Origin of the sequence: Serratia sp. H1w, assembly GCF_000633355.1 — a bacterium.
Taxonomy (GTDB): domain Bacteria; phylum Pseudomonadota; class Gammaproteobacteria; order Enterobacterales; family Enterobacteriaceae; genus Chania.
In genome coordinates this window covers 1-26,618 of sequence record NZ_AYMQ01000034.1, presented here as the reverse complement: position 1 = coordinate 26,618, position 26,618 = coordinate 1, and the positions used below count along the sequence as shown (strand labels likewise).

At 53.9% G+C, this 26,618-nt stretch carries 29 protein-coding genes; 11 read left to right on the top strand and 18 right to left on the bottom strand.

Annotated features, from left to right (window positions below; all coding sequences use genetic code 11):
• Positions 1-49: 49 nt before the first annotated feature.
• The gene (locus tag U869_RS29235; RefSeq protein ID WP_025120120.1) at positions 50-571 is read left to right on the top strand and encodes an NlpC/P60 family protein; all 522 of its coding nucleotides are present in this window, start codon (positions 50-52) and stop codon (positions 569-571) included.
• A gap of 45 nt (positions 572-616) precedes the next feature.
• Here U869_RS29235 and U869_RS0105805 read toward each other — a convergent pair whose 3' ends face one another.
• The 4 genes from U869_RS0105805 to U869_RS0105790 form a co-directional block, all read right to left on the bottom strand.
• Positions 617-1,642 (bottom strand): ABC transporter permease, encoded by a 1,026-nt coding sequence (locus U869_RS0105805; RefSeq protein WP_025120121.1) that lies wholly within the window; start codon positions 1,640-1,642, stop codon positions 617-619.
• Positions 1,643-1,659: 17 nt separating this feature from the next.
• Positions 1,660-3,144 (bottom strand): sugar ABC transporter ATP-binding protein, encoded by a 1,485-nt coding sequence (locus tag U869_RS0105800; protein WP_025120122.1) that lies wholly within the window; start codon positions 3,142-3,144, stop codon positions 1,660-1,662.
• A gap of 66 nt (positions 3,145-3,210) precedes the next feature.
• Positions 3,211-4,140, bottom strand: coding sequence for a sugar ABC transporter substrate-binding protein (locus U869_RS0105795; RefSeq protein ID WP_025120123.1), 930 nt, complete (start codon positions 4,138-4,140; stop codon positions 3,211-3,213).
• A gap of 537 nt (positions 4,141-4,677) precedes the next feature.
• Positions 4,678-5,226 (bottom strand): helix-turn-helix domain-containing protein, encoded by a 549-nt coding sequence (locus tag U869_RS0105790; protein WP_025120124.1) that lies wholly within the window; start codon positions 5,224-5,226, stop codon positions 4,678-4,680.
• Positions 5,227-5,339: 113 nt separating this feature from the next.
• Here U869_RS0105790 and U869_RS0105785 point away from each other — a divergent pair, with 113 nt between their 5' ends.
• The 3 genes from U869_RS0105785 (at position 5,340) to U869_RS0105775 (ending at position 7,376) form a co-directional block, all read left to right on the top strand.
• Entirely contained in the window at positions 5,340-6,008 is a 669-nt protein-coding gene (locus tag U869_RS0105785; protein ID WP_025120125.1) for an AzlC family ABC transporter permease, read from the top strand.
• Positions 6,008-6,328 (top strand): AzlD domain-containing protein, encoded by a 321-nt coding sequence (locus U869_RS0105780; RefSeq protein WP_025120126.1) that lies wholly within the window; start codon positions 6,008-6,010, stop codon positions 6,326-6,328. Before U869_RS0105785 ends, U869_RS0105780 begins: the two co-directional genes overlap by 1 nt.
• A 64-nt stretch (positions 6,329-6,392) precedes the next feature.
• Positions 6,393-7,376: a hypothetical protein gene (locus U869_RS0105775; RefSeq protein WP_157834716.1), complete on the top strand. Its 984-nt coding sequence runs from the start codon at positions 6,393-6,395 to the stop codon at positions 7,374-7,376.
• 221 nt (positions 7,377-7,597) lie between these two features.
• On the opposite strand, the gene U869_RS0105770 is transcribed toward U869_RS0105775, so the two are convergent.
• The 3 genes from U869_RS0105770 to U869_RS0105760 all read right to left on the bottom strand — a co-directional run bounded on the left by U869_RS0105770 (position 7,598) and on the right by U869_RS0105760 (position 10,235).
• Positions 7,598-8,140 carry a fimbrial protein gene (locus tag U869_RS0105770; protein ID WP_025120128.1) on the bottom strand — a complete coding sequence of 181 codons (543 nt, stop codon included), beginning with the start codon at positions 8,138-8,140 and terminating at the stop codon, positions 7,598-7,600.
• Between the two features lie 223 nt (positions 8,141-8,363).
• Positions 8,364-8,861 carry a fimbrial protein gene (locus tag U869_RS0105765; protein ID WP_025120129.1) on the bottom strand — a complete coding sequence of 166 codons (498 nt, stop codon included), beginning with the start codon at positions 8,859-8,861 and terminating at the stop codon, positions 8,364-8,366.
• A gap of 321 nt (positions 8,862-9,182) precedes the next feature.
• Complete coding sequence (locus tag U869_RS0105760) at positions 9,183-10,235, bottom strand: LacI family DNA-binding transcriptional regulator (protein ID WP_081795895.1); 1,053 nt, start codon at positions 10,233-10,235, stop codon at positions 9,183-9,185.
• A gap of 204 nt (positions 10,236-10,439) precedes the next feature.
• On the opposite strand from U869_RS0105760, the gene U869_RS0105755 reads away from it, so the two are divergent.
• From U869_RS0105755 to U869_RS0105740, 4 genes are read left to right on the top strand one after another with little or no spacing between them, the layout of a single operon-like run.
• Positions 10,440-11,468, top strand: coding sequence for an ABC transporter substrate-binding protein (locus U869_RS0105755; protein ID WP_025120131.1), 1,029 nt, complete (start codon positions 10,440-10,442; stop codon positions 11,466-11,468).
• A gap of 54 nt (positions 11,469-11,522) precedes the next feature.
• Positions 11,523-13,751, top strand: a complete 2,229-nt coding sequence (locus tag U869_RS0105750) for an iron ABC transporter permease (protein ID WP_025120132.1) — start codon at positions 11,523-11,525, stop codon at positions 13,749-13,751.
• Positions 13,748-14,809, top strand: coding sequence for an ABC transporter ATP-binding protein (locus tag U869_RS0105745; protein ID WP_025120133.1), 1,062 nt, complete (start codon positions 13,748-13,750; stop codon positions 14,807-14,809). The genes U869_RS0105750 and U869_RS0105745 overlap by 4 nt, the downstream gene beginning before the upstream one ends.
• A 24-nt stretch (positions 14,810-14,833) precedes the next feature.
• Positions 14,834-15,622: an inositol monophosphatase family protein gene (locus U869_RS0105740; protein WP_025120134.1), complete on the top strand. Its 789-nt coding sequence runs from the start codon at positions 14,834-14,836 to the stop codon at positions 15,620-15,622.
• 60 nt (positions 15,623-15,682) lie between these two features.
• On the opposite strand, the gene U869_RS0105735 is transcribed toward U869_RS0105740, so the two are convergent.
• The 4 genes from U869_RS0105735 to U869_RS0105720 form a co-directional block, all read right to left on the bottom strand.
• The gene (locus U869_RS0105735) at positions 15,683-16,435 is read right to left on the bottom strand and encodes a VanW family protein (RefSeq protein WP_232785330.1); all 753 of its coding nucleotides are present in this window, start codon (positions 16,433-16,435) and stop codon (positions 15,683-15,685) included.
• Positions 16,436-16,609: 174 nt separating this feature from the next.
• Entirely contained in the window at positions 16,610-17,878 is a 1,269-nt protein-coding gene (gene umuC, locus U869_RS0105730) for a translesion error-prone DNA polymerase V subunit UmuC (RefSeq protein WP_025120136.1), read from the bottom strand.
• Positions 17,878-18,300, bottom strand: coding sequence for a translesion error-prone DNA polymerase V autoproteolytic subunit (umuD, locus tag U869_RS0105725; protein WP_025120137.1), 423 nt, complete (start codon positions 18,298-18,300; stop codon positions 17,878-17,880). The genes umuC and umuD overlap by 1 nt, the downstream gene beginning before the upstream one ends.
• Positions 18,301-18,443: 143 nt before the next feature.
• On the bottom strand, positions 18,444-18,908 hold the full coding sequence (locus U869_RS0105720) for an anti-virulence regulator CigR family protein (RefSeq protein ID WP_025120138.1): 465 nt from the start codon (positions 18,906-18,908) through the stop codon (positions 18,444-18,446).
• A 125-nt stretch (positions 18,909-19,033) separates the two neighbouring features.
• On the opposite strand from U869_RS0105720, the gene U869_RS32765 reads away from it, so the two are divergent.
• On the top strand, positions 19,034-19,165 hold the full coding sequence (locus U869_RS32765) for a hypothetical protein (protein ID WP_255328507.1): 132 nt from the start codon (positions 19,034-19,036) through the stop codon (positions 19,163-19,165).
• A gap of 18 nt (positions 19,166-19,183) precedes the next feature.
• On the opposite strand, the gene cho is transcribed toward U869_RS32765, so the two are convergent.
• From cho to ftnA, 5 genes are all read right to left on the bottom strand, one after another.
• Entirely contained in the window at positions 19,184-20,056 is an 873-nt protein-coding gene (gene cho, locus U869_RS0105715; protein WP_025120139.1) for an excinuclease Cho, read from the bottom strand.
• Between the two features lie 524 nt (positions 20,057-20,580).
• Complete coding sequence (locus U869_RS0105710) at positions 20,581-20,922, bottom strand: YebY family protein (RefSeq protein ID WP_025120140.1); 342 nt, start codon at positions 20,920-20,922, stop codon at positions 20,581-20,583.
• Positions 20,923-20,991: 69 nt separating this feature from the next.
• Positions 20,992-21,873, bottom strand: coding sequence for a copper homeostasis membrane protein CopD (gene copD, locus U869_RS0105705; RefSeq protein WP_025120141.1), 882 nt, complete (start codon positions 21,871-21,873; stop codon positions 20,992-20,994).
• A gap of 3 nt (positions 21,874-21,876) precedes the next feature.
• A complete protein-coding gene (gene yobA / locus U869_RS0105700) occupies positions 21,877-22,278 on the bottom strand; it encodes a CopC domain-containing protein YobA (RefSeq protein ID WP_029987365.1) in 402 nt (133 codons plus the stop codon).
• A 415-nt stretch (positions 22,279-22,693) separates the two neighbouring features.
• Positions 22,694-23,212, bottom strand: a complete 519-nt coding sequence (gene ftnA, locus U869_RS0105695; protein ID WP_025120143.1) for a non-heme ferritin — start codon at positions 23,210-23,212, stop codon at positions 22,694-22,696.
• Positions 23,213-23,567: 355 nt separating this feature from the next.
• Here ftnA and U869_RS0105690 point away from each other — a divergent pair, with 355 nt between their 5' ends.
• Complete coding sequence (locus U869_RS0105690; protein ID WP_025120145.1) at positions 23,568-23,798, top strand: DNA polymerase III subunit theta; 231 nt, start codon at positions 23,568-23,570, stop codon at positions 23,796-23,798.
• 180 nt (positions 23,799-23,978) lie between these two features.
• On the opposite strand, the gene pip is transcribed toward U869_RS0105690, so the two are convergent.
• Together pip and U869_RS0105680 are read right to left on the bottom strand one after the other, a co-directional pair.
• Positions 23,979-24,932, bottom strand: coding sequence for a prolyl aminopeptidase (gene pip / locus U869_RS0105685; protein ID WP_025120146.1), 954 nt, complete (start codon positions 24,930-24,932; stop codon positions 23,979-23,981).
• Between the two features lie 111 nt (positions 24,933-25,043).
• Positions 25,044-25,481, bottom strand: a complete 438-nt coding sequence (locus U869_RS0105680) for a TraR/DksA C4-type zinc finger protein (protein WP_025120147.1) — start codon at positions 25,479-25,481, stop codon at positions 25,044-25,046.
• A gap of 426 nt (positions 25,482-25,907) precedes the next feature.
• Between U869_RS0105680 and exoX the strand changes: the two genes are divergently transcribed.
• Positions 25,908-26,576, top strand: a complete 669-nt coding sequence (gene exoX / locus U869_RS0105670; protein ID WP_025120148.1) for an exodeoxyribonuclease X — start codon at positions 25,908-25,910, stop codon at positions 26,574-26,576.
• Positions 26,577-26,618: the final 42 nt, after the last annotated feature.

The following is a 26,618-nucleotide window of genomic DNA, read 5'->3' as shown; positions in this document are numbered from 1 at the left end:
TTCAATGATCACGGGTATAGACGTTCAATTGCTCTTTCAGAAACCATTTATGCTTATGTTCTTTGCCATACTTCTCACTTGCACTTCTTTGTGCATGAGTTTTTCCGCTTCAGCCTATTCCGACCTGGCCTTTTTCCGCTCATCGCTGATGCAACATCAGGTCACTCAGCCTTATTCCGACCATAACGATACTCAGGAGCTGAAAAAGATCCTGGAGCATTATGACCGTTGGGAAGGCGTACGTTACAAGTTCGGGGGCAACTCGCGCAAAGGCATCGATTGCTCGGCCTATATGCAGCGCGTGTTTCAAGATGAGTTCGCAGTCAGCTTGCCACGCAGCACTGGCGAACAGATGAAACTGGGTGCTCGGGTAGCCAAAAGCCAGCTTCACACTGGCGACCTGGTGTTTTTCAGAACTTCATCCCATCAGCGCCACGTCGGCGTTTATATCGGTGATGGTGAGTTCGTTCACGCTTCCACCAGCCAAGGGGTAACGGTTTCCAGCCTGGATAACGAGTACTGGGGTGCGCGTTACGAACTGGCACGGCGTATCAATAGCCGCGGTGCGTAAACCTGGCCGAACCGCCGGTCATCACACCGGCGGCCAAGGCATGGATCATACCTTCTTGCGGTTGCGGCGCATATCGATAGCCACGGCGGCCACGATGATCATCCCTTTGATGATGTCCTGAATGTAGGAATCCACGCCAATAAAGGTAAAGCCGCTCTTGATCAGGCCGAGGATCACCGCGCCGATCAGCGTACCGGTGATGCGCCCCACGCCACCCATCAGGCTACTGCCCCCGATCACTGCGGCGGCAATGGCGTCCAGCTCATACGACACTCCCATGCTCGACTGCCCGCTACTGACCCGTGCCGCCAGCACTACGCCCGCCAAACCGGCCAGACCGCCCGCGATGGTATAGACCGTTACCAGATATTTATTGACGTTGATCCCGGAAACCCTGGCCGAGGTCATGTTGCCGCCGATGGCATACACGTATTTACCGTAACGGGTGTGCTTCAGGGCGATATGGAAAATCACCGCCACCACGACAAAGATAATCACCGGCATGGCACCTTGGCCAATCGAGGTAAAGCCATCCGACAGGAAGCTGACCGGATTACCTTTGGTGTAATACTGTGCCAAACCACGGGCGGAAACCATCATCCCCAAGGTAGCGATAAACGGCGGAATGCCGGTGCGGGTGATCAAGAAGCCGTTAATAAAACCGCAAATCACCCCAACCCCAATCCCTGCCCCGATAGGGATCGCTGCAGGCAGATCCAGCAGCCCTGGGTACATTGGCGAAATACTTTCCGAAGTTTGCGCCAGGCTGGCCGCCACGACTGCCGTCAGAGCAATCAACGAGCCGGAAGAGAGATCGATACCGGTGGTGATGATAACCTGGGTGACGCCAACGGCGATGATGCCGATAATCGCTACCTGCAACACGATCAGCAGCAGGCGGTTCGGGTTAAGCAGGAACGACTGATCGCGCACGTACCAACCCAGCATTTCAAAAATCAGCGCAATGCCGATCATGACGATAAAAATACCGGTGTCTTTTGGCAGCTTGCCGCTGAAACCGGCAAACGGCGAGGCTTTGACTGGCTGAGTGTCCACTTTTACGTTATTCATCGTGATTTACCTTTGCGTTATTCCGAGGCCAGCGCCATGATTTTTTCCTGATCGGCTTCTGCTTTATCCAGGATCCCCGTAATGCGCCCTGCATGCATCACCATGACGCGATCGTTCATGCCGAGTATTTCCGGCAGCTCGGACGAAACCAAAATAATGGCGACGCCACGGTGCGCCAATTCACTGATCAAACGATAGATTTCTGCCTTGGCCCCCACGTCGATACCGCGCGTAGGCTCGTCCAGGATCAGGATCTTCGGCTGCGCCAACAGCCAGCGGGCAATCAGGACCTTCTGCTGATTGCCGCCGCTGAGGTTATTGATAATCTGATCCATCGTCGGAGTTTTAATATTGAGCCGGTTAATTTGCTCCATGCAGTCTTTAGCCATCTGTGCCTGGCTGACAAAACCGTTTTTGCTGGTGTAGGCGGATAGGTTGACGATGCTCATGTTCTCTACCACCGACAGCACCAGAAACAGCCCGGACTTTTTGCGATCTTCGGTCAGGAATGCCAGCCCCTGCTCGATGGCCTTGGCGGGAGAGTCTATTTTTACCGGCAAGCCCTCGATATAAATTTCCCCAGCCTCGGCCGGGTGCATGCCAAACAGGCTCTCCATCACTTCGCTACGCCCTGCGCCTACCAGCCCGGCCACCCCGAGGATCTCGCCGCGCTTAACCGCAAAGGAGACATCGTGGAACCAGCCGCTGCGCCGTAACCCGGCCACGCGCAACACTTCTTCGCCAATGTTGTTATTGAACTTGGGGAACATTTGGGTCAGCTCGCGGCCCACCATCATGGTGATCAGCGACTGCTTGGTCAGATTCTCGGTTTTATCGCTGGCGATCGAGGTACCATCGCGAAAGATGCTGACCTCATCGGTGATGGCAAAGATTTCGTCCATCTTGTGGCTGATATAGATAATGCCTTTGCCCTGCTGCTTCAGTTCACGAATGATCGCGAACAGATGCACCACTTCCCCCTCCGTTAATGCCGAGGTCGGCTCATCCATAATCAATACGTCGGCGTTATAGGATACCGCCTTGGCAATCTCGACCATCTGTTGGTTGGCGATGCTCAACGTCCCCAGTGGGGTTTCCGGGTTTAATTTAATCTTGAGATGCGCCAACAGCTCGCGGGTTTTACGGTTTAGCTCCTCATGATTAACGAAGCCCAGTTTGGCGGGTTCACGCCCCAGCCAGATATTCTCTGCCACCGTCATATGGGGCACCAGGTTCAGTTCCTGGTGGATCATCGAGATCCCCGAGTGCAATGCCGCCTGCGTATCGTTAAACGTCACCGGCTGCCCTTTGACTTTGATCGTACCGCCATCGGGGCGATAAATGCCGATCAGGCATTTCATCAGCGTCGATTTACCTGCGCCATTTTCCCCCATCAACGCATGCACGCTGCCCGGTTTGATCTTGAGCGACACGTTATCCAACGCCTTTACGCCCGGGAACTGCTTGCTGATACCTTCCGCCTCCAGCACATAAGGATACATACTGCTCACCTCCGCCAATATCCTGCTGATAGGCCCCCGACCCTGCGGCAAGGGGCTGTTTGAACATTACTTTTTATTCTTGTCGGCGAAATCCTGATAATTGGCTTTGGTGATCAGTTGGTATGGGATCATGACGCTGCTTTCGACCTTCTCGCCTTTCACCAGTTGAATGGCGGTTTGTACCGCCCCTTCCCCCTGACCTTTGGCATCCTGGAAGATGCTGAGGCTTAAATCGCCCTTCTTGATAAATTCCAGCGCATCCGGCGTGCCATCAACCCCCGCCACCAGCACCCCGGTTTTCTTCGCCTGTTTCAACGCCAGAATGGCACCAATTGCCATCTCATCGTTGTTGGAGGCAATAGCATCAATCTGCTGACCGGAGAGGATCCAATCGGTGGTCACGTCTACCGCCTCTTTGCGGAAAAACTTGGCGGTTTGCTTATCGATGATATGAATATTCGGGTATTGGGCGGCCACTTCCTCGACGCCCTTGGTGCGGTCACGGGTGGCTTCACTGGAGAGCTCGCCGAGCAGGATCATCACGTTGCCCTTGCCGTTCATCAGCTTGGCCAACTCTTCCATCTGTAACTTGCCCGCCAGTTTGGAATCTGAGCCGACATAGGCCATACCGGCTGGCAGCGTGGCTTCTGGCCGACGGTTGACGAACACCAGGGGAATATGCGCGCTTTCTGCCAGTTTGATCATTGGCTTGACGCCCTGGGTATCCACCGGATTAAGGATGATGGCGTCGACCCCTTGGCTGACAAAGTTCTCAATCTGTTGGATCTGCTGCGCGATATCGCCTTTGGCATCCTCAAACTGGCCGCTGACGTTGCCTTCCTGCTTCATTTTGTTCTGCATGGACTGGCGCAGGATGGTCAGGAAGTTGTCATCAAAGTAGGCCATCGACACACCGATCTTGATATCTTTGGCTAACACCGAGGCTGGCAGCATGCACATCAGTAGCGAGGTGACGATCAATTTCTTCAGCTTCATGTTTGGTACCCTTTTTCGTTAGAGTGAAGAGGCCTGTTGATTTGACGGCTAATGAAAAATATTTTTTACATTCAAACAACATCCCGCTGGTTAGTATCGGCTTAAAACCCTGATCTGGATCGCATCTCACTCGCTAAAACAGACGGCAAGACGCTTAATCTCTGTATTAAATAATTTATAAAACAATAGATTGACATAATCCCATGACGTTGCGTTGTATGCCACACCACCAATATCAAACGTTTGTTTCAAAACTGAGGTTATTGAAATTTTTTAACCCAAACAAGCGAAACGTGTGTTTTGGAATGAGCAAATAACAAAAATATGACAGGGATCTAACAAATGAATGCGAAATGACCACTTAGCCCCCTCACCCCAACCCTCTCCCACAGTAAAATCAGGAGTTCCATGAGCATCTGTTTAAGGGAGAGGGAGCGGGTACGGTGTTGTGGGTAGGAACGGGGGTCAATCTGTGGCACATGCGGTCCCCTCTCCCTGTGGGAGAGGGTTAGGGTGAGGGGGAACGTGAGGGGAATACTAGTTTTGTTCTGAAACCAGCACGGCCAGCGTATCCGGCTCCAAGGCGCGGAAGAGATGCGGTTGGTCGGCCGGGTAGCAAATATAATCCCCGGCATTCAGTTCGGCCGGCTCTTCCACCAAGCCGACCAAGGCCCGCCCTTGAGTGATAATGATATGTTCCACTGAACCCAACGGATGCGGGTGCGAAAGACGGTCGGCCCCTGGCTGGGTCGTCAGCAGATAAATATCCCGCCGCGCGCCAGGCGGGCAGGTTGCCAGCAGCACCGCCGTATAGTTAGCCACCTCCGACACCACCGCTGCCCCCTCTCCACGCCGGATCACCTGAGTTTTACTTTGCTGCGGCTCCATCAAACGCGCAAAGGGGATATCCAGCGCCACGCAAAGTGCCCACAACGTTTCCAGACTTGGGTTGCCATTCCCCGCTTCGAGTTGGGAAAGCGTTGATTTGGCAATCCCGGCCCGGCGGGCAATTTCAGCCAAAGAGAGGCCGGTACGCTGACGTTCGCGCACCAGAGCTTCCGCAATGATATTGATGGGTTGTTTCATAGGCCGCGTAGCTCACCTTATAACGAACGATCGTTCGACTTGTAAATCGAGATTGAAGTGTTCATTATAATAGACCAACCGTTCGTTTTGAGAAAGACAGTGAGAAAAATAGTATGGTGAAAAACCGTTTCCCCGCACTCGACAAGGGCGTAATCAAAGGGATCGCACTGGTCTGCCTGGCGGATGGCATCGTGGGGATCTCCTATGGTTCGCTGGCGACCGGCTTGGGTTTCGAGCTCTGGGTTCCGCTGATGCTGTCGTTACTGGTGCTGGCGGGCGCCTCCGAATTCCTGTTTATCGGCATCGTCGCCAGCGGCGGTAGCCCCTTCGCGGCAGCGGCAGCCGGATTATTGGTCAATGCCCGCCACCTGCCGTTCGGTATGGCGGTCAAAGAGGTGATCGAACGCAGCCGCTTTAAGCTATTGGGCTGCCATATCATGAACGACGAAAGCGTGGTGTTCGGTATTTCCCAACCGACGCTGGCCAAAAAAAGAGCCGCCTACTGGCTCTGTGGGCTGGGGATTGCCGCCTGCTGGCCGTTGGGCGTGATTATTGGCGGCACCATCGGCAGCTTTATTCCCGATATCAATGCTATCGGATTGGATGCCGTGTTTCCGACCATTTTGCTGGCCTTGATTGTCGGCTCGCTGAAAAAACTGCGCACCAGCATTTCGGCCTGCTCCGGCACCTTGATTGCCCTGGTTAGCGTGCCTTTTGTGCCCATTGGCATGCCGGTACTGTTTTCACTGTTGGGCCTGTTCATCAGAAAGCGAGAAAAATAATGGACCATCAAACTATCATCCTTGGCATTGTGATCCTGGCCAGTGGCACCTTTGCGTTTCGTTTCGCTGGTTTCCTGCTGGGCCGCAGCCTGAGCTTTTCCGACCGGGTCCAGGCCTTGCTCGCCGACTCAGCCACCACGCTGCTGCTGGCCGTCGCGGTGATCGCGACATTGTTCGAAGGGCAGCACTTTGCCGGTTATGCTCGCTTGGGCGGCGTGGCCGTCGGGGCATTATTAGCCTGGAGGAAGACGCCGTTGATCGTTGTCTTGCTGGCAGCGGCAGCAGTTACGACGCTGTTACGGCTAGCCGGTGTGGCATAACCCACGGCTGGCCGAGTATGATGGCGGCTGACAGGTAGACGATTTTGCCGGAGATTGGGTAGACATGGATAAGCAGGCCACTGTAGCCGTAGTTGGATTATTGATACTTTCCCCCTGGACAACGCTACAGGCCATGACGCCAGTCGGGCCGGGTTTCACTCCTGACCGGCCAGCTTCGCTGTTTGACTGCGAGGTCCCGCTGATCAAGCTGTTGGCCAGTAGCAATCAGGTGATGATCCAGGCGGAGAAAGTGCCTGCGGATCAGCTGGAGATCAATATTGAGCCACGGGCAGACGGCGTACAGGCCATTCAGCTGTTTGATCGCCGAAAGCCAGCATCACCGGATACACCGGGAGCCGGGCACCTCGGTTGGGTCATGTACGATCCACACAGCGGCCAACTGCTGGACAATAGTGCCGATGAACAGCATCCGCAGCAACTCACCTTTAGCCCGCAATACGGCAAACAATATCAGCAGTGCCTGCAGAAGGAGCAACGCTGCGCGGCCATTCTGGACCAGATGAAATTAGGGGCAATCATTGCCGGCTCCCCCAAATATGTCGTGCGTGGTAAGGGCCGGGCGTATTTTCACGTGGCCCCCACCGAGCAATGCGTCAATGAATCCCAATTTGTGATCCCGAATGATAAGGTGCAGGTGGTGGGTTTTGCCGCGTTTGAGCCGGTCGAGGGCGAGAAAAATGATTATCTGTTGGTCGGTTATGGCAATGCCTCCGGCTGGATAAACGTTGATCGTCTGGCCCCACTCGACGAGATTTGCCACGATGCCCAGGCCAATGCCGAAGCTGTGATGGCCAAAACCGCTGCCCCTGCGGCGAAATATCTGGTGAAGAGTAAGAAACTCTACTTCTACGACTCACCAGACCCGCTCTGCCAGGATGAGGGTGGGAAATTTATTGTCAGCGGTGATAGCGTTGCCGCCAAGCAGAGTCAGGCCTATCAGCAATTTTTATTCGTCAGCTATATTCACCCCAAAACCGGTGATAAAACCGAGGGTTGGCTAAAGGCCGAGGGACTGGTTGCACGTTAATTCAGGCCCGAGCGACGCCCCCTCACCCCAAGGAGCTTTCCGAAGCTGCACTGCGTAGGGGCGCTGCATGCTGCGCCCGTGTCAAGGTCAGACACTGGGGTGAAATTGAGGCACATACAGCCCCCTCGCCCTTTGGGGGAGGGTTGGGATGAGGGGAAAACAGCGATCGCCGAAGATTAAAAAACCCACCGGGCGGTGGGTTAAATAGCGCTGTTACCGCATCATGAAGCCAATTCAAATAAATAGAGCGTGTAATCGACCTTGCTGGCGACATTGCCCGGCGTTGCTCGCCCGGTACTACAGAAGCGGGCGGTAAAGTCGGTATATACCTCACCATTCATCACCGGGACAAACGCCGAGCTCACCAGTTGAGCGTTGCTGCCCGCCTGCACAATATTGTTTTGCTGGTCACGCAACTGAATTTGCACATTACCCGCCTCAGCCATATTGATCAGGCCGCCGGTTACGGCATCAACCGTGGCCCCACCCTCAAAAAATACCAAGGCGTGAGTATATTGCTCGGAGATACCAGCAACACGAATGTTAAATTGAGTTGCCGTTGCGGTATCACCCGGGTTTGCCAGCGCCACTTCACTGACGGCACCAAGCTGCACATAGCCATTTTGCGTCTCGCTGCCATTCACGCTGACGGTGAGGCCTGCACTCCGTGGGCGATGGATGATCAGGCCGCCATCCTCAATGCCCATAGTTTGGCCAACGATTTCACCAGAAAAATTGATGGTTCCAGTCACGGTATTATTCATAGTAAATATCCTTATCTTATTAAGAGAGCAAAGTAGGACTAATTTCCCACCTGATTTAATTCGCAGTACTTGTTCTGCTTAATCAAATACTACCCACTTAATGATAAGGATTCCTTCTGTTACCGTTGTGGGGTCAACGACAGGACGGGGATAGTGTTAACCACCGCGGATCGTGCCATACCCCTTTCTACACGACTAGCGTCTAGCCATGCGTTATTTACTATTAGTTGCTTATGAAAGAAAATTTGATCGGTGCGTGGTAAAAGCCAGCCTGGACGTTAGAAGTCGATACCACACTTAGACCTGCTTCGAAATTAAGGACCTGCGAGCCATCTGCATCAGCATAAATATCAACGGAGTGGCCATTCATTAACCAGATACCTTCGGGTGATATCACCTGGAAGCCTGCAGTCTGACTAGCATCGCTCACAAACAAGCCCGCCTTATCAATGCCAGATATCTGCAGTACACCTGTTTCATACTCGGCGCAGTTTTTCAGGGTAATGACCAGGGGCTGAGTGTCCGCTGTCCTCGAATCAATAAAATCAGTCTTGGGGAAAGAACCCAGGTACAACGTTGCATTACCGTCGTTTGCAGTCACTTCACAAGTCGTTTCCACAATAGCCCCTTGCAGAGTAACATCAGTCTGAGTAGCAGCCTGAATGGTACCGACAAGCCCAAAAATCAGAGCGACAGGTGTAAGGGCGAAAATCTTTTTCATTACGACATCCTTTAGACATACATTTATTACACGATTGAGATACTGTTTATCAGCCGATTTTTTTTCAACAGGTATAGTGGCTACTAAGTGCAATCGATAATATAAGACAGGGATTATTGTAATGACGGATGGAGGCTACGCAGGTAGGATAATTGTGTATATCACACTACCATTCGCTCTACCTCAATAAGAGCTGAGTAGGCCTGATTTCCCACCTAATTTAATTCTCAGCACTTATTCTGCTTAATTAAATACCACCCACTTAATGATAAGAGTTCTTTCTGTTACCGTTGTGGTGTCAACGGCAGGACGGGGATAGTGCTAACCCCCGCGGATCGTGCCCCGCCAAATAAAATCGGCATGATACATCCGCGTTTCACCCGGGCTTTCCAAGCCCTGCTCAGACTCCATGGTTTCTTCCTTTTCCTCCTCCGCCATCAGCCACGCCACCGCATCCAGGGCAAATTTTTCCACCGGCTGGGTAAAGGTGGTGAGATTGTAGGAAGACCAGGCCGCCTGTGGAATATCATCATAACCCGCCACACAAAGATCCTCTGGAATGCGCAAAGCAAAGCGATGGCGGGCCTCATCCATAAAACCGCAGGCCAACAGATCGGTTACGCAGAACACGGCATCAGGACGTTCCCGCCGGGTTAACAGCCGATGTGCCAGGATCTGCCCACTCTCATAGGAGGTGGTACCAAAGCGCTCAACGGTCACCGCCAGTCCCGCCGCTTCCGCCGCCTGGATAAAGCCGCGTTCACGAGCCATCAGGCTTGGCGTCCCCGCCAATGAGTTGGCAAACGCGATCCGCTGGCAGCCCGCACGGGCAAACGCCATCACAATCCGCCCCGCCGCTTCTTCATTATCCTGGTTGATGCTGAGTGACCCTGGCAAGGCGTCGTTACGGTTAATCAGCACCAGCCGCTGGCCGTGCTTGTGGCACAGACGAGCGATCGCGCTGTCCGGCATGCCGGAGAGAACAAAAGAGGCATCCGCCCGGAAGTTAATGGCCTGCTGCAACGCCTGCGATACGCTGTCGTCGGGGCGATCGGTGTTGATCAGCATGGTAATTTTCCCCGCCTCCTGCAAATGCTGAGTCAGTAATCTTACCAGGCTGGCCCGGTACGGCGTCGCCAGCTCCGAAACGATCAGGCACACAATCCCGCTGCGATTGCGCACTAACCCCCGCGCCAGATGATTAACGTGATAACCCAGTTCTTCAGCGGCCCGCATCACCCTGGCACGGGTTACCGCCGAAACGCTGGCACCAGGAGTAAAGGTACGTGAAACCGCCGATCGGGAGACCCCGGCCAGTTCCGCCACGTCTTTCGCACTGATCATCATCTTGTCTACCGCCATCTTCACACTCATCCATTGCGCGTTGGTAAAAAGTTTGCCGCACTTTGCAAAGCTGTGCAAATTTATGTTGGCACAATTTTTCCATTTTTGTGACGGAGAGGTTGAATTATTTCGTATCGCAATTGACAGTGCAATTTTATCCTCTAGTTATTTGCACACACGTGCAAAAAAAATGGCGACAACGTATCGCCACCCTACACCAACCAGGAGAACACCATGCATCGAGTCACTCTGATGGCGGCCATTGCCGCTGGCACCGCACTCTCAGCCTTCTCTGTTCACGCTGCCGGGAAGCTGAATATGATCTGTTCCGCCGACGTCGTGGTCTGCGAGCAAATGACCAATTTGTTCGAGCAACAGCATCCGGACATCAAAGTCAGTATGGTGCGCCTCTCCGCCGGGGAGGCCTATGCGCGTATTCGCACCGAGGCTCGCAACCCACGCACCGATATCTGGTGGGCAGGCACTGGCGATCCGCATATGCAGGCCGCCAACGAAGGGCTAACCCAGGCCTATCAATCACCGCTGCTGGATCAACAGCAAGACTGGGCGCGCAAGCAGGCCGAAAGTGCCAACTACCGCACCGTGGGCATCTACGCAGGTGCACTCGGCTGGGGTTACAACACCCAATTGCTGGCAGACAAAAAAATCAAAGCCCCGAGCTGCTGGGCCGATCTGCTAGACCCGGCTTACAAGGGCGAGATCCAGATGGCTAACCCGAACTCTTCCGGCACCGCCTACAACACCCTGGCTACCCTGGTACAGCTGATGGGCGAAGAAAAAGCCTTCGACTACCTGAAAAAACTCAACGCCAATATCTCGCAGTACACCAAGTCAGGTTCCGCCCCGGTTAAAGCGGCGGCGCGTGGTGAAACGACCATCGGCATCGTCTTTATGCATGATGCCGTTGCCATGCAGGTAGATGGATTCCCCGTCAAAGCCGTCGCACCTTGCGAAGGCACCGGATTTGAAATTGGCTCTATGTCGATTGTCAAAGGCGCGCGTAACCTCGCCAGCGCCAAAGTATGGTACGACTGGGCGTTGAGCGCGGATGCTCAGTCCCACATGAAAGACGCCAAATCCTATCAACTGCCGTCAAACCGTAACGCCGCGATCTCCGAATACTCACCGCGCTTCGAGGACATCAAACTGATCGATTACGACTTTAAAACCTATGGTGACTCGGCCAAACGTAAAGAGCTACTCAGCCGTTGGGATAAAGAGATTGGTGCCAGTGCTCAATAACTTCCACTCCTCGCCCGCGTTGAGGCGTTTGCTAAGGCTCCAAGAGGAATTACCATGAATGCTCAAAACCGCCGCCTGGACGGGGCTTTGGTACTGGGAGCACTGGCCGTGTTGCTGTTGCCCAGGTACAGCCAGGAAGCCGGATTTTTCGACTTTGGCTGGCTGAGTACGCTCTGGCAAGATGGGCAGAGTGCCCCGGCACTGTGGCAAATACTGGCGTTTCAGCGCCCCTGGTTGGCGATTGCCCTGCTATTGCTGCTGATTGGCGCATTAGGCCGTCTGCTACCCATTGGCCGGGGGCGCTCGCAACTGCTGATGTATGCCAGTGCCGCTGGCTTACTGTTCCTGCTGTTTGAAGGCCATGCCATCGGCTACAGCGGCTGGAACTGGCAATGGAGTGAACAGCTGTTTGGCACGCTCAGCGATGGTCAACCCGCCTTTGGGGCTGGCGCTATTTTGTTGCTGACCACGTTTTTGCTGCTGTTCGCTTTTGGGCTCGCCGAGCGTGGCGTGCTGAAGGGCGATGCCTTTGTCGTCGGCTCGATTGTGCTGCTGGTGGCGCTGGTCAGCACCTTCGTGCTCTACCCCGTGCTGAGCATGTTTGTTGCTTCGGTGCAGGATGTAGACGGCTCCTTCCAGCCAAACGGTCTGCTCACCAATATGCGCGATCCGGCGATCTGGAGCCTCAGTTGTTTAAGCGGTGGCACTTGCGGTACCGCCTGGCGCACCCTGTGGCTGGCACTGATGACCGCCAGTGGTTCCACGCTGCTCGGTCTGGCCTTTGCGTTGGCCGCCACCCGCACACCGCTGCCGTTCAAAAAAGGGCTGCGCATGCTGTCGGTACTGCCAATCATCACGCCGCCCTTTGTGATTGGTCTGGCGCTGATGCTGCTGTTTGGCCGCTCCGGCGTGGTAACCGAACTGCTCTCCACCCTGTTCGGCATCGAGCCCGGCCGTTGGTTGTATGGCCTGACCGGGATCTGGATCGCTCAGGTTCTCTCCTTCACACCGATCGCTTTCCTGGTGTTGATTGGCGTGGTGGAAGGCGTCAGTCCCTCGTTGGAGGAGGCCTCGCAAACCATGCGTGCCGACCGTTGGCGCACCTTCCGCTATGTTTCACTGCCGTTGATGGCACCCGGTCTGGCGAATGCCTTCCTGATCGGCTTTATCGAAAGCATGGCGGATTTCGGTAACCCGATGGTGCTTGGCGGCAGCCACGGCGTACTGTCGACCGAAATCTTCTTCTCGGTGGTTGGGGCGCAGAACGATCCGAGCCGCGCGGCGGTGCTGGCGATCATCCTGCTGTGCTTTACGCTTAGCGCCTTTATTTTGCAGCGTCTGTGGCTGGCAGGAAAAAGCTTTGCCACCGTCACCGGCAAGGGAGATGCAGGCACGCATTGCGGTCTACCTCGTAGGCTGCGCTATGGCGTGTATCTGCTGGTGATCCCTTGGGGTCTGTTCACGCTGGTCGTCTACGGCATGATCCTGATCGGCGGTTTTGTCCAATCCTGGGGGCTGGACAGCAGCCTGACGCTGGCACATTACGCCCGCGCCTTCGGTTTCCACTGGAACGAAGGCCAGATCGTCTGGACCGGCGTGGCCTGGAACTCGTTCTGGACCACCATGGAGATCTCACTGATTGCCGCGCCGCTGACGGCCATCGTCGGCCTGCTGACCGCCTGGCTGATCGTGAGGCAAAAGTTCGTTGGTCGTCAGACCTTCGAGTTTATGCTGATGCTCAGCTTTGCCATCCCCGGCACGGTGATCGGCGTCAGCTACATCATGGCCTACAACCTGCCACCGTTGGAGATCACCGGTACGGCCCTGATCCTGGTTGCCTGTTTCGTGTTCCGCAATATGCCGGTTGGCGTACGCGGTGGCATTGCCGCCATGAGCCAACTGGATCGCAGCCTGGACGAAGCCTCGCTCACGCTGCGCGCCAGCAGTTTCCGCACTCTGCGTAAAGTGATTTTGCCGCTGCTGAAACCTGCTATCAGTGCAGCGCTGGTATATGCCTTTGTGCGGGCAATTACCTCTATCAGCGCGGTGATTTTCCTGGTCAGCGCCCAGTACAACATGGCCACTTCCTACATCGTCGGGTTGGTTGAAAACGGCGAATACGGCGTGGCTATCGCCTACTCCTCGGTGCTGATCGTGGTAATGATGGCCGTAATCCTCACTTTCCAACTCTTGGTCGGGGAACGCCGCCTACGCCGCGTTTCTCGCGTTGCCATACCGCCGGCGATCCCGCCTGCAACCTTACAACAGGAGAATGCCGTATGACTGCCATTCGCTCCGGCTCGGTGGTGTTTGAAAATGTCACCAAACAGTTTGCCGATTTTGTCGCTCTACCCGGCCTTTCTCTGACCGTGGAACCCGGTACGTTGGTGACGCTGCTCGGCCCTTCCGGCTGTGGCAAAACCACTACGCTACGCCTGCTGGCTGGCCTAGAGCACCCGACCTCGGGGCGTATCCGGATTGGCGGCAAAGACGTGACTCATCTGCCCGCCAACGAGCGCGACATCGCGATGGTGTTCCAATCCTACGCACTGTTCCCGCATATGAACGCGTTGGACAACGTGATGTACGGCCTACTCGCCAGCAAGCTATCGCGTAAAGAGGCGCAGGATCGGGCGCGCGAGGTGTTGAAGTTGGTTGGATTGGAAAGCATGGGCCAACGCCTGCCCTCTGAGCTGTCGGGTGGCCAGCAGCAACGCATCGCCGTGGCGCGTGCACTGGTGCTGGAACCGCAGGTGTTGTTGCTTGATGAGCCACTATCCAATCTGGATGAACGCCTGCGCCGCCGGGTACGCACCGAGATCCGCGATTTACAACAGCGCCTTGGCTTCACGGCGGTGTACGTCACCCACGATCAGGAAGAGGCGCTGGCAGTCTCCGATAAGATTATCGTCATGAAAGACGGGCATATTGCTCAACAGGGTGCGCCGCAGGAACTCTATCACTCCCCCGCTTCGGTATTTATCGCCGACTTTATGGGCGAGGCCAATATCCTTCCCTGCGCGATCGAACGGGTAGAAGGAAATGAAGCATTGATCAGCCTGGGCAGCCGTCAGTATCGGGTGCCAGGAGCCAAAGCCCGTCCTGGCACCGCCCAACTTTCGGTACGCCCGCAGTTTATCACCCTGCATGCGGATCAGGCCGGTGCCTTGAACGGTGAGGTGATCCACAGCATCTGGCTCGGCGACCATATCGAATATGAAGTGCAAACCGACCTTGGCGCACTGTTTATCGTCGACGTACAGATGGAACGCCAACTGCCGCCGATGACGCGCGTAGCCATAGATTTTAAACCTCAGGGGCTGGCGCTGATTGCCCAGTGATCGCCCCAACTTAAAGGACTCAACATGAATGAGCAGATTTCCCAGCGCCTGACGCTGGCCGAACAGGTGGCACGTGAGGCGGGAGCCAAGGCGCTGGACTATTTCAACCGCCGCGAGAGCCTGGTGATTGAAACCAAGCGTGATGCGCAGGACGTGGTTTCGATCGCCGATCGTGAGGTGGAACTGTTGATCCGCGAGCGTATCGCCAAGCAGTTCCCGGACGACGGTTTTCTCGGTGAAGAGTTTGGCCTGCAACCCGGCCATTCGGGCTATAGCTGGGTGGTCGATCCGATCGATGGCACCAGCCCCTTCGTCAACGGCATGCCCAACTGGTGCGTCTCCGTTGCCGTCATTCATCACGGCGAACCGGTGATTGGCGTGATCATGGCTCCTTGCCAGCAGGAATGTTTTATCGCGGCACAAGGTGCTGGCGCAACGCTCAATGGCAAAACGCTGCGCGTCGATCCCGCACGCACCTTGCAAAATCACATTACCGGTTTTGGTGCCAACAGCTATGTGGCCCCCGAGCGCGTCGGTGAAATCGTCGCCGAGATCACGGCGGTGGGCGGCAACTTTTTCCGCAACGGTTCCGGGGCGATGATGCTGGCATGGGTCGCCGCAGGCAGGCTGGTCGGTTATTACGAACCTTATATGCACGCCTGGGATTGTCTGGCGGGATATTGCCTGGTGAACGAGGCTGGCGGCTGGACGCATCCGTTTGATACTGGAGAGACGCATCTGTTACACGGTGGTCCGGTGCTGGCCGTTGCCCCCGGAGCCAAGGATGAGTTGATAAGGATTGCACGGTTGTAGCCCACGTTTTGTATGGGGCCGAACCAGTGTCGGCCCCATACAGCCAGGCTTTAGCTGTGATTATTCAGTCAGTCTTTGTTCTTCAACATCATATTTAACTACCACATCATTCTGGTATAGCCGTTCGGAATGTAACACCACCGAGTCCTGACCTTTGGTTGAGATATCACGCCAGATCTCATTCTGCCGGTAAATACGCTGTTGCCGACGGATAAATCGGTGGGATTTTTGGTAGACATGGTATTTAACCGTACGCGGGGCTGAACACAGCAACTCGCCTTCCAACTGATGCTCTGCAACGTTGAACACCAGTTGAAAACTATCCTGAGTCGGGTTATGCAACACCAGATCGATATAGTTGTAAAAAATGGCGGCTCCAGAGCCAAAAGGCAAGATCCGCCCTTCGTCCGGGAAGGGATCAAAACTGTGGTTTGCCCGTTCGATCACTACCAGCGGTGAGTGGATCGCCATCCAATGGATTAAATTGCTTAGCTGACAAATACCACCGCCCACGCCGCTGCGCGCTTCGCCAAACGACAGCTCCATGCCTTCAACAAAACCACGCGCGCGGGTCGGTTTTCCCACCAGCTTACAAAACGAGAAATATTCACCCGGCCTGATAATAATCCCGCTGGTTGCCTCCACCGCCAGCCGCAAATTAATCACTTTATTATGCTGCAGGCCAATATCACTATTGCCCAACTTGCGGATCAGCTTCGAGGTGTGTTTGATAAAACGGTGATCCAGCCGCTGCTGCGGCCTTTTCTCACTGGCATACCAGCGTGATGACCATTGCCACGCAAGATGACGCAAAACCCGCTTTTGCCGGACTCTCAACCAATAAAGCAGCGGGTGATATGATGATACGGGTCTGCGCATAGCGTTAATCCATTAACTATTAGAAAAAACATTGGTTGCCCAATTTGTCGGGGTCGCGCATGTTCCACCATAGGGGCGCCGCATGCTGCGCCCGTTGAACAGCACCGTTCAGTATACCCGAGCACGGGGTAGATCACTTAACCTTGTCGTATAAGCTGGTGACAATAACTCGCGCTTCATCGACCAGACCTGCTGCGTTCCCTGGCCAGCAAACCACAGCTTGGCCCTACCCGAGTTATTGATCGAGTCCATCACCTGCATCAGCTTGTCACTGCCATTCCTCGGCTGATACTCATCGAACATGTCGAGCTGTGCGATACCCTGGCTGAAAAAATCCTGCAGCATCACCCCTCCTTTATCAAAACGATGACCGGGTTGCCAAATGGTATCCAGACAACGCATCGCGGCAGCAATAATATCGCGGGTGTCTTGCGTTGGCGTATTCAGCTTGATGCTGGCCGAATTGCCGTAATAGGCTTCGTGAGTGGCAAACGGACTGGTTTTGATCCAGGCGCTGACATGCCGACAATATTGCCGTTCCGCCCTGAGCTTTTCCGCCGCCCGCGTGGCATACAGACAGATTGCCTGATGCATATGCTCGTACTCGGTGATCCGCTCGCCAAAACTGCGGCTGCTGATAATCTGCTGCTTGGTCGGCGCAAACTCTTCCAGTTCCAGGCAAGGCTCACCACCCAGTTCCCGTACCGTTCGTTCGATCACTACGCTAAAGCGTTTGCGGATCATGGTGGTACTGGCATCGGCCAGTTGTAGCGCCGTTTCAATTCCTATCGCGTTCAGCTTTTTGGCTATGCGCCGCCCGATACCCCAGACCTCTTCTACCAGTACCTTATTCATCAATTTACGCTGCCGATCCAGGCTGGAAAGATCGACCACACCACCGGTCTGCTCCCACTTTTTGGCAGCAAAGTTTGCCAGCTTGGCTAGCGTCTTGGTCTGGGCTATCCCAACACCTACCGTTAATCCCGTCTCACGCAACACCTTCTTCCTGAGCTGCCGCCCGAACTGCTCCAGATTGTGGCAACTTGGCAGCGAAGACAGATCGAGAAAGCTTTCATCGATGGAGTAAATCTCAACGCGCGGCACCAACGCTTCCAATATCGTCATCACTCTGGCGGACATATCGGCATACAGCTCATAGTTGCTGCTAAACGCCACGCCACCAGCCCGCTCCAACTGCTGCCTGACCTTGAAATAAGGCCCGGTCATTGCCATCCCCAATGCCTTCGCCTCTTGGTTACGGGCAACCACGCAGCCATCATTGTTTGATAGCACCACGATTGGGCGGCCACGCAAATCGGGCCGCCACAACAATTCACAGCTGGCATAAAAGCTGTTCACGTCGGCCAGCGCGTACATTATTTCAATCTCGTAATGGTCGACACCACTACGCCGACAATATCTAAATCATCGGCACCGTCGTGTAGAGGGATGGGTTGGTAGTTGGGGTTCATCGGTTCTAGCTGTGGAACTGGCCGCAAGCAAAGCCGTTTAACGGTGAACTCCCCTGCGATGCTGGCGATCACGATATCGCCATGCTCGGCCCCAATACTGCGATCGACCACCAGCATCGAACCATCGACAATGCCCGCCTCCAGCATGCTTTCACCGGAGGCGTAGAGAAAGTAAGTGGCATTCGGATGGCTAACACAATACTCATTGAGATCGATCCTGGCATGGACGTAGTCCTGTGCCGGGCTGGGAAAGCCGGCAGGCACTCGATCGGAAAACAGTGGCAGGTACAATTTTTCTGGTGTTGGGGTTGGAGCAAAGTGTTTCATACGGCAAACCTTGATACTGTGTTTTTATACAGTATAGATATGCTCAATGGTTGGGGGAAGAACGATTTTCAACGTGAATGATATCGGTATGATCGCTAAGGAAAGAAAGTTGTTAGCTCTCTTTCCCTGATTCTAACCAGCAATTAATCAAAGACGCCATTAATCACCGAGGCGACAATCGCCGTGCTTAAGGCCACCAGAACTAAATCATTCCCAGCGATGCGCCATTCATAGCCCGGATACGATGGCAGTTGCCCCAGCATTGAAGCTGGTACCATTTTCTTGGCGATACCTGGCGGCAATGGCTTACCCCGTGTCAGGTTCTTGGCGATGCCGGGCGGTAAAGATTGATACCCCGTTAATCCGTAGTTCACCGCGAGGGGCCGCACCCGGTCATAATTGATATTCACGGTAACCAGATCGTCATGGCTCCCCTTGGCTTTTTTGCCTTTGTCCGAGTTTCCCTTCCCATGATTGTCTCCATGGTTGCCTGAATTCCCATGCCCGCCTCCGTTGCCATTTCCTGGATTGGCCATAACAGAGACTGAAGATAAAGACACAGCCGCAATCAACGCGAGTGCGATGGCCGAGCAGCGACGTTTACGCATGTTAAATGACCTTTATGGTGGGATACTTATTGAATCTATCCCTCACCAATCTGCCGGGCAAGATGGATTCATCCTATAGTTAGGTTATATTAGATTCACGCGGTGTTAGCTAACGAGGTGGCTGAATGAAAATTATTGCGGGTACGCTTTTAGTCATCCTGCTGGCAGGGTGCACTTCGGTCAGCGTTTCTGGCTCTGGCGGGAGTTCGGGGCGTTCAACGGCGACGATTGGCATCGGTTCCGGCACCATCCGTTGATGCGGGGGTTTGGCAAACTCATGCTTTGCCGTGCAGATCGATAATCTCATATTCCCCACCGATGATGGGTTTGCACAATATTTTATAGCCATCGCTATCAAAACCCGGCGCGGCAATCATTAGCTCGTCCGCTTCATCCAGATTCTCTACGGCGCCCAGCCACAGCCAGTGGTGGATAACATGGTATTGCGCCATATCGCTCCCCTGCTCTCGCAAGGCTATCGGGCCATTCCACGGCCAGCACACTAAACGGCTTTGCTCTAGCGCTGCAATCAGGCGCTGCTGATGATCGGCCAGGCTTTCTTTGCCGCAGCATGCGCCAGCACAACGCTTTAATGCCGAACGAAAACAAGCGCGACCCCGGCTCAATGGTTCAAGCCCTAACAGCCCATAGCAGAGCTGATGTTGGTCGGCGATAGACTGCAACGCTTGTAATGCCGCGCGCCGGTTGGCGAACAGGCCAAACAATCCGGCGTGCCGTGCAAAATCGACCTCTTTGGCATACACCACGGTGGGTTTGTCATCATTGAGTTGTAATGCGCACAGCTGCCTGTTGCGGCGCAGACGTTTATTGAACAACGGTTGTTGCTGCTTGATCAGTTGTGCCTCCAGCAACAAGGCCCCGATTTCCCCCGCCGTTCTGATAAAGGTGATACGCCTCGCTTGGCGTAGCATGGCGGCTTCGTCTGGGGTGCGCAAATGTGATAGTACTCGGCTGCGAATGTTGACGCTTTTACCAATATAGAGCGGCATGGTTTCGCTCTCGCCATGAAACACGTATACCCCTGGTAACGAAGGTAAACCCTCTAACCATTGGCGCAGGTGTTCTGGATACTGGTAAATCGCTTCCGCTTCAAATTCAAGCCTTGGCGCGGCATAACGTCTGGTCAATCGCACTCTCCATACTGATTTTTTATACAGTATAGCGGGGTTGGGCGAAGGTTTGAAGGGGATGGTGGTCAATGTTGCATCGGTGATTATCCCCTCACCCTAACCCTCTCCCAAAGGGCGAGGGGACTGTACGTGCCACATGTTGATACAGTGCCTGACTACGGCCACGGACTCGCTCCCTCTCCCTGTAGAAATGCTCATGTTGCCGACGATCTGTCCGGGGAGAGGATTGGGGTGAGGGGCAACAATTTTCGCGAAGAGCATAAAAAAGATTACAAATCAAAAGCATAAAAAAAGACCAAGTACGATTCCTATACTTGGTCTAGGGAAAGGGCTCTTGGGAGAGAGCCGTGCGCTAAAAGTTGGCATTTATGCAAGGTTTGTTCAACCGTGCTTTCTAAGAATAGTCTAAGGTGCAAGTTTTGCCAGCTCCGCGCACACGGTGATAGTTACAAACTGAAATTAGTTACGTACATCTCGTCACCCGCCGTAAACTTTTGCATAACTATCGAGTGGTTAGCGGATTAGTCCGCACACAATTTTTCTGCTCTTTCGCGGAAAGGTTGCACACTCATTTTGTGACCGGGGTTGTTGGCATCATCCAACAAGATCACATCCAGCGATTGAGCACGCTGCTGCCCCGCTTTCACCTGAGCTTCTGCCGCTTCATTGAGCGGATACTGCATCAGGGTGCTGTTATTCAGTACAAACAGAGCCTCCCCTTTGCGGCATTGAAGAGTGACCTCTTCTTTGGTGAACGCCCACTGTTTGCCGTACTCAAACTTGGTGATGTTAACCAGCTTATCCGCCGCCAACGCGCTTGTCGCCGTTGCCAGCAGCGCAATACCCACAATTAAAGATTTCATTTTTTTGGCCTTAAGTTGCGATTTGATTCGATTTTCCCGCAATTTGGGGGCATCCGGCAAGGCGCAATGTCATACCGGCGCATAGGTTGCAAACAAACTCACCAACAGCAGCACCGTTGCCCCCAATGCCACCTCAAGCCAGCAGGCTATCACCAACCCGCGCTGCGCCAGATTGGGTGTAGTGTGCATAGCAGGGACGATTACGTAACGGTTGGCCAATGCCACCATCACCATCAACGCTACCAATCCAGCCTTAACTAGTAGCAAACGCTGGTAGGCAGAGCCGAGATCGACCGGCCAATGGCCGAGGATAATCAAGCCGTTGATGATACCGGTCACGATCACTAATGCCACGGCAATATGGCCCCAGCGGGAGAAACGAATCAAGGTGGTGATAGCATCGCCACGCCACTGCGGTTGTGGCAAGTAACGCAGGCAAAGCAGTAACGGTAACAGGCTGCCGAACCAGTAGCCTGCGGCCAACATGTGCAGGGAGTGGTTAACACGGTGTGCTATTCCCAGTGCGCCCGCATGCATAGCCGCATGGCCGATAAACGCCATGTTGACCAACAGCAATACCGAACACAGAGTCAGCGCTTGCCCCCGCTTGCTCGCAGGCAGCAGCAAGGCTAGCAATGCCAGCAGGGAAAACCCCAGATGCCAGCGCCAGGCCTCGCCAAAGGTGGTGCCCAACACCGCCCACCAAATGCTCAATTGCCAGGTATCCGCCCAACCGTCACCCATTAATCCAGCCTGAATGGCGAGTATCAGCACGGCGGTTAATGCAGAGGTCCAGGTCGCGGCGAGCAGCAGTGGGCGCAAATCGCGGGTGATGATCGGGGAGAGGCGCTGTGGCGACAGAACGGCGGTGAACAGGCTGACGCCAAACATCAGCATCACCGCCGCAAAGTGCACAAAGCGACACAGTACAAACAGGGTCGCCAGAGTCATATCTTAGTTTACGGTAAAGCTGTACTGGCCTTTGGTTTTATGTCCATCCACGGAAACCACATGCCAGCTGACCTGGTATTTGCCCGCAGCCAGTTCAGCTTCAATCGGTACGTTAATCTGGGTGTTGTTGCTTGGCTCCAGATCCAGCTTGCCGGTTTTCACCACGGCGTTGTCCGGGCCAGTCACTTTGACACCGCTGAAATTAGGCTCAATGCCTTCGGAGAAATTCAGCGTCAATACTTTTGGCGCGGAGCTAACGGTAGCGTCTGCCGCCGGGGTCTGTACTTTCAGATGGGCATGCGCCAACGCCTGTTGTGAAGACAGGCCGACGAACAGCACGAAAACGGTTGAAAGCAGGCGATAGGAGGAACGAATTTTAGCGATCACGGAGGAGTCCTTTATCATTATAGAGAGGTGATAAGGGCCAAGACCGGTTATGCGGAGCGATGTTTCCGCAGCCTCAACCCACCACAATGATTGCGCTACGGGTAAAACAGCAGCAGAAGCTTGTTAACTCACTGTTAAAACTCGCTACTTACCGTCGCGTATCGGGTTAAATCATAACGACGGTGAATCGGCAAGTCGAGGACATCACTGATTTTTTGCGATCTGGCAGCACGTATCGCTATAACATTAGCTGAACGGGCGCAGCATGCAGCGCCCCTACGTTGAAAACCGTGCCAGAAAAAAAACTGCGTACGGTAAAAAATGATCGGGCGCAGCATGCAACGCCCCTACATGTCAGCATCAATTCGGCGCAAAAAAAAACCGCGTACGAGGAAAGTACGCGGTTTTCTAGATTGATAGTAAAAGCGGGTTATCAGGCCTGGCCGTTAGCGCTTTCTGCCGCAGCACCCATTCTCTTCAGATCTTTATCAATGAAGAACAGAGCCTTGCCGCTGCTGCCCACCAGAGCCAACTTGTCCAATACGGATTTGAACAGCTTCTCTTCTTCGTGCTGCTCGGCAACATACCACTGCAGGAAGTTGAAGGTGGAGTAATCTTGTGTGGTCATGGCCACGTGTGCCAACGCATTGATCTGGCGAGTGATCAGTTGCTCATGTTCGTAAGTCTGCTGGAAAACGTCAGCCAGTGATTCAAACTCTACCGGTGGTGCAGAAATGCTGCCAATCAGTGGCAATGCCCCGGTATCGCTGAGGTAGTCGAACAGACGCTGCATGTGCTGCATCTCTTCACGCGAATGATCTTTGAGGAACGCAGCGGCTCCTTCGAAGCCTTTATCGCTACACCAGGCGCTCATCTGCAAATACATATTGGCAGAATAGAATTCCAGATTCAGTTGCTCATTCAGCTTGTTGGTCATTTCTTGCGTTAGCATGAGGATCCCTTTTATTTTTTGCAGGTCATAAACTTAATTGAGCGCATTATGCCTTGATTAACACAAAATAAAAACAGTTGATTTACATTCATTAATTTTAATTTATTATTTTATTTAAATTCAGGCCGTTATGATTACACCGATATTTAACATTAAATTATTATGATAATCATTTTCATCTTTGTATTTAATCAAAAAGCGAATCATTCTTATTTGATAAAATAAATAAATCACATTGTGCCCAGCTATTATATAACCCTGTTGGATATAATGACTTCGGTTTGAGGCTTGCCAAGCGCGGCACAGTAGATTACCTTCTGCCCTGATTTGCTGTTGCACACTAGAGGAGAAGACCATGGGTTACAATCTGGCAGAGCTTTCCAAAGACGAAATGGACAAGGTGAACGTTGATCTGGCCGCGTCGGGTGTGGCATTCAAGGAACGCTACAATATGCCGGTGATCCCTGAAGTGGTGGAACGCGATCAGCCAAGACATTTGCAGGATTACTTCCGCGAGCGTGTGATGCACTATCGTGCCGAATCACACAAATTCTCTCGCCTGCCGTATGAGCCAAAAATGAAGTAATGCCCCTCACCCTAACCCTCTCCCAAAGGGAGAGGGGATCGAACGTGCCACTATTGATCACCGCATTCTGCCTCCCCCTCGACCATGATCTCTGCACCTGAACACATAGCCGCACTAACTCCCTCTCCTTTTTGGGGAGAGGGTTGGGGTGAGGGGGGAAAAGCGGACCTTAACCTCTGCTCATTTACCCGCAAAACGATCAGTAGCCAGCATCAACTGGTGCAAAATGCCCGGCTCGTCCGTTGAGTGCCCTGCCCCTTCCACAATATGCAGCTCCGCTTCTGGCCACGCCTTGGCCAGATCCCAGGCGTTTTGTACCTGACAGGCCATGTCGTAGCGCCCATGAACGATCACCCCTGGAATATGGCGGATCCGCGGGACATTGGTCAGCAGTTGGTCGTCGCTGTCGAGAAAGCCTTGGTGGGTAAAATAGTGGTTTTCGATCCGGGCAAAGGCCAGCGCGAAGTCATCTTCACCAAAGGAGGCGGCCGCATCGCTTGGCAACAGCGTCACCGTTTCCCCTTCCCACACGCTCCACAGTTTGGCAGCCTCAAGCTGGACTTGCAGATCCGGTGACGTCAGGCGTTGACGGTAAGCGGCAATGACATCCTTGCGTTCTTCTTCCGAGAGGATAGACAGCACCCGCTCCCATTTATCCGGGAAGAAGCGAGAAGCGCCGTCTTGATAGTACCAGCTCAGTTCCTGCTTACGCAGCGTGAAGATCCCCCGCAGCACCAACTCACTGACGCATTGCGGGTGCGTCTGCGCATAAGCCAGCGCCAGCGTAGAGCCCCAGGAACCACCAAACACCAGCCACTGTTCCACTCCGGCCAGCACACGCAATCTTTCGATGTCGGCAACCAAATGCCAGGTGGTGTTATTGTCCAGGCTGGCATGCGGTTTGGAGCGGCCACAGCCCCGTTGATCGAACAGCAATACCTTATAGCGCTGCGGATCGAACAGCTGGCGGTGATAAGGTGCACAACCACCGCCAGGCCCGCCGTGAATAAATACCGCAGGCTTACCGTTTGGATTGCCGCTCAGCTCCCAGTAGATCCGGTGCCCATCTCCAGTATCCAACCAACCGCTATCATAGGCGGCGATGGGTGGGTACAAACCTCGTAATTGTTCCATGGCGCGACGTCTCTCTGTGAGTGATACCTTCATCAAAGCCGAAGCCGCTCATCAGGTCAACGTTAAAACGCTAAAACCTCCGCCTATACCAACAAGTTAACGTGCGTTTGCTCAAAATGAAGTCGACTTGCTTTTGCGCATATGGGGTTCGCGCATTTCTTGCGCGGTTTTGGCTTCAATACTCAGCTCTGCCGTAGGACGTAATAACAGGCGTGGCAGGCCAATAGGCTCACCCGTTTCCAGACAATAACCGAAATCGCCGGTTTCCAGACGCTGCAAGGCGGCGGCCATTTTGGGCAGCAGACGAGTTTCCCGATCCAGTTGACGGAACAGCAGGCGCAAGTCTTCTTCGCGCGCGGCTTTATCCGCTTCATCACCGCTTATATCGCCGCTGTCTATATCGCGTTTTAGCACTTCGATGTGCTGCCAGAGTTTTTGTTGCTCGTCCAATAAGCGCTGGCGGAAAAACGCCCGCTGCTCTGTATTCATGTAATCAGATTCTGGCATCGCCAGCAGTTGTTGCTCGCTCAATAATGTCATGACTGTCATGGCACACTCCGTGTACATAGGTTTGTTACATTATAACATTTTTAACCCCTAAAAGCTTAATAATAAATAATCATTGGTTAAACAAGGCGTTGACGTTTCCATACCCTTTGCCGCTTGCATCTGTCAGCCGTTAGGCGGTTAATGGTTCGGCAAGCCACCCAACCATAGGTAACCAAGAGGCCATCATGAGTAAGGGAATGGACAGCAAGAAAAATGCGAAGAAGAAGCCGTTGAAAACTCCAGCCGAGAAAAAGGCGGAGAAACGCTCCAAGAAAGGACAGACGTCTGCATCTGGTGAGTAAATAAATCAGCTTCTGACCGTAGTTAAACCCGCCAAGGCGGGTTTTTTGTTGTCTGCGAAAAGGCAGGTTGGCATCAGCTCCTCACCTCGTTAAGCTAAGGCAAGAGACTTTTGCCGAGGACATCATGATATTACGTGTAATCGATACCGAAACCTGCGGGCTGGATGGCGGCGTGGTGGAAGTGGCTTCCGTTGATCTGATCGACGGACGCATCAGCAACCCGATGAGCGACCTGATCAGCCCGGACCGGCCAATCGGCCTTGACGCCATGGCCATTCACCACATCACCGAGCAGATGGTTGAAGGCAAACCGCGTATCGCCGTCGCGATTGGTCGCTATCAGGGCAGCCAATACTATGTCGCGCATAACGCCGCCTTTGATCGGGCCATGCTGCCGGAAATGAATGGCGCCTGGATTTGTACCGTCAAGCTGGCGCGTACGCTGTATCCAGACATTAAATATGGTAATCAATACCTGCGCTATGCGCTGAACCTGGATGTGCAACTGCCGCAGGACACCACGCTTTATCCCCATCGCGCGTTGTACGACTGTTACGTCACCGCGGCCCTGCTGCAACGTATTATGCAGGACTCCGGCTGGACGCCCGAACAGATGCTGGAAATCACCGAGCAGCCGGTATTGTTGAAAAAATTCAAGTTCGGTAAATACCGTGGGCAATCCATTGAGCAGGTGGCGCTGGACGATCCCGGCTATCTGCGCTGGATGCTGAAATCCATCAACGATCTCAGCCCGGATATGAAGCATACGCTGAAGTATTACCTGATAGGCTAATCAAACAGGCGCAGCATGCTGCGCCCCTTGTATGTTTAGAGG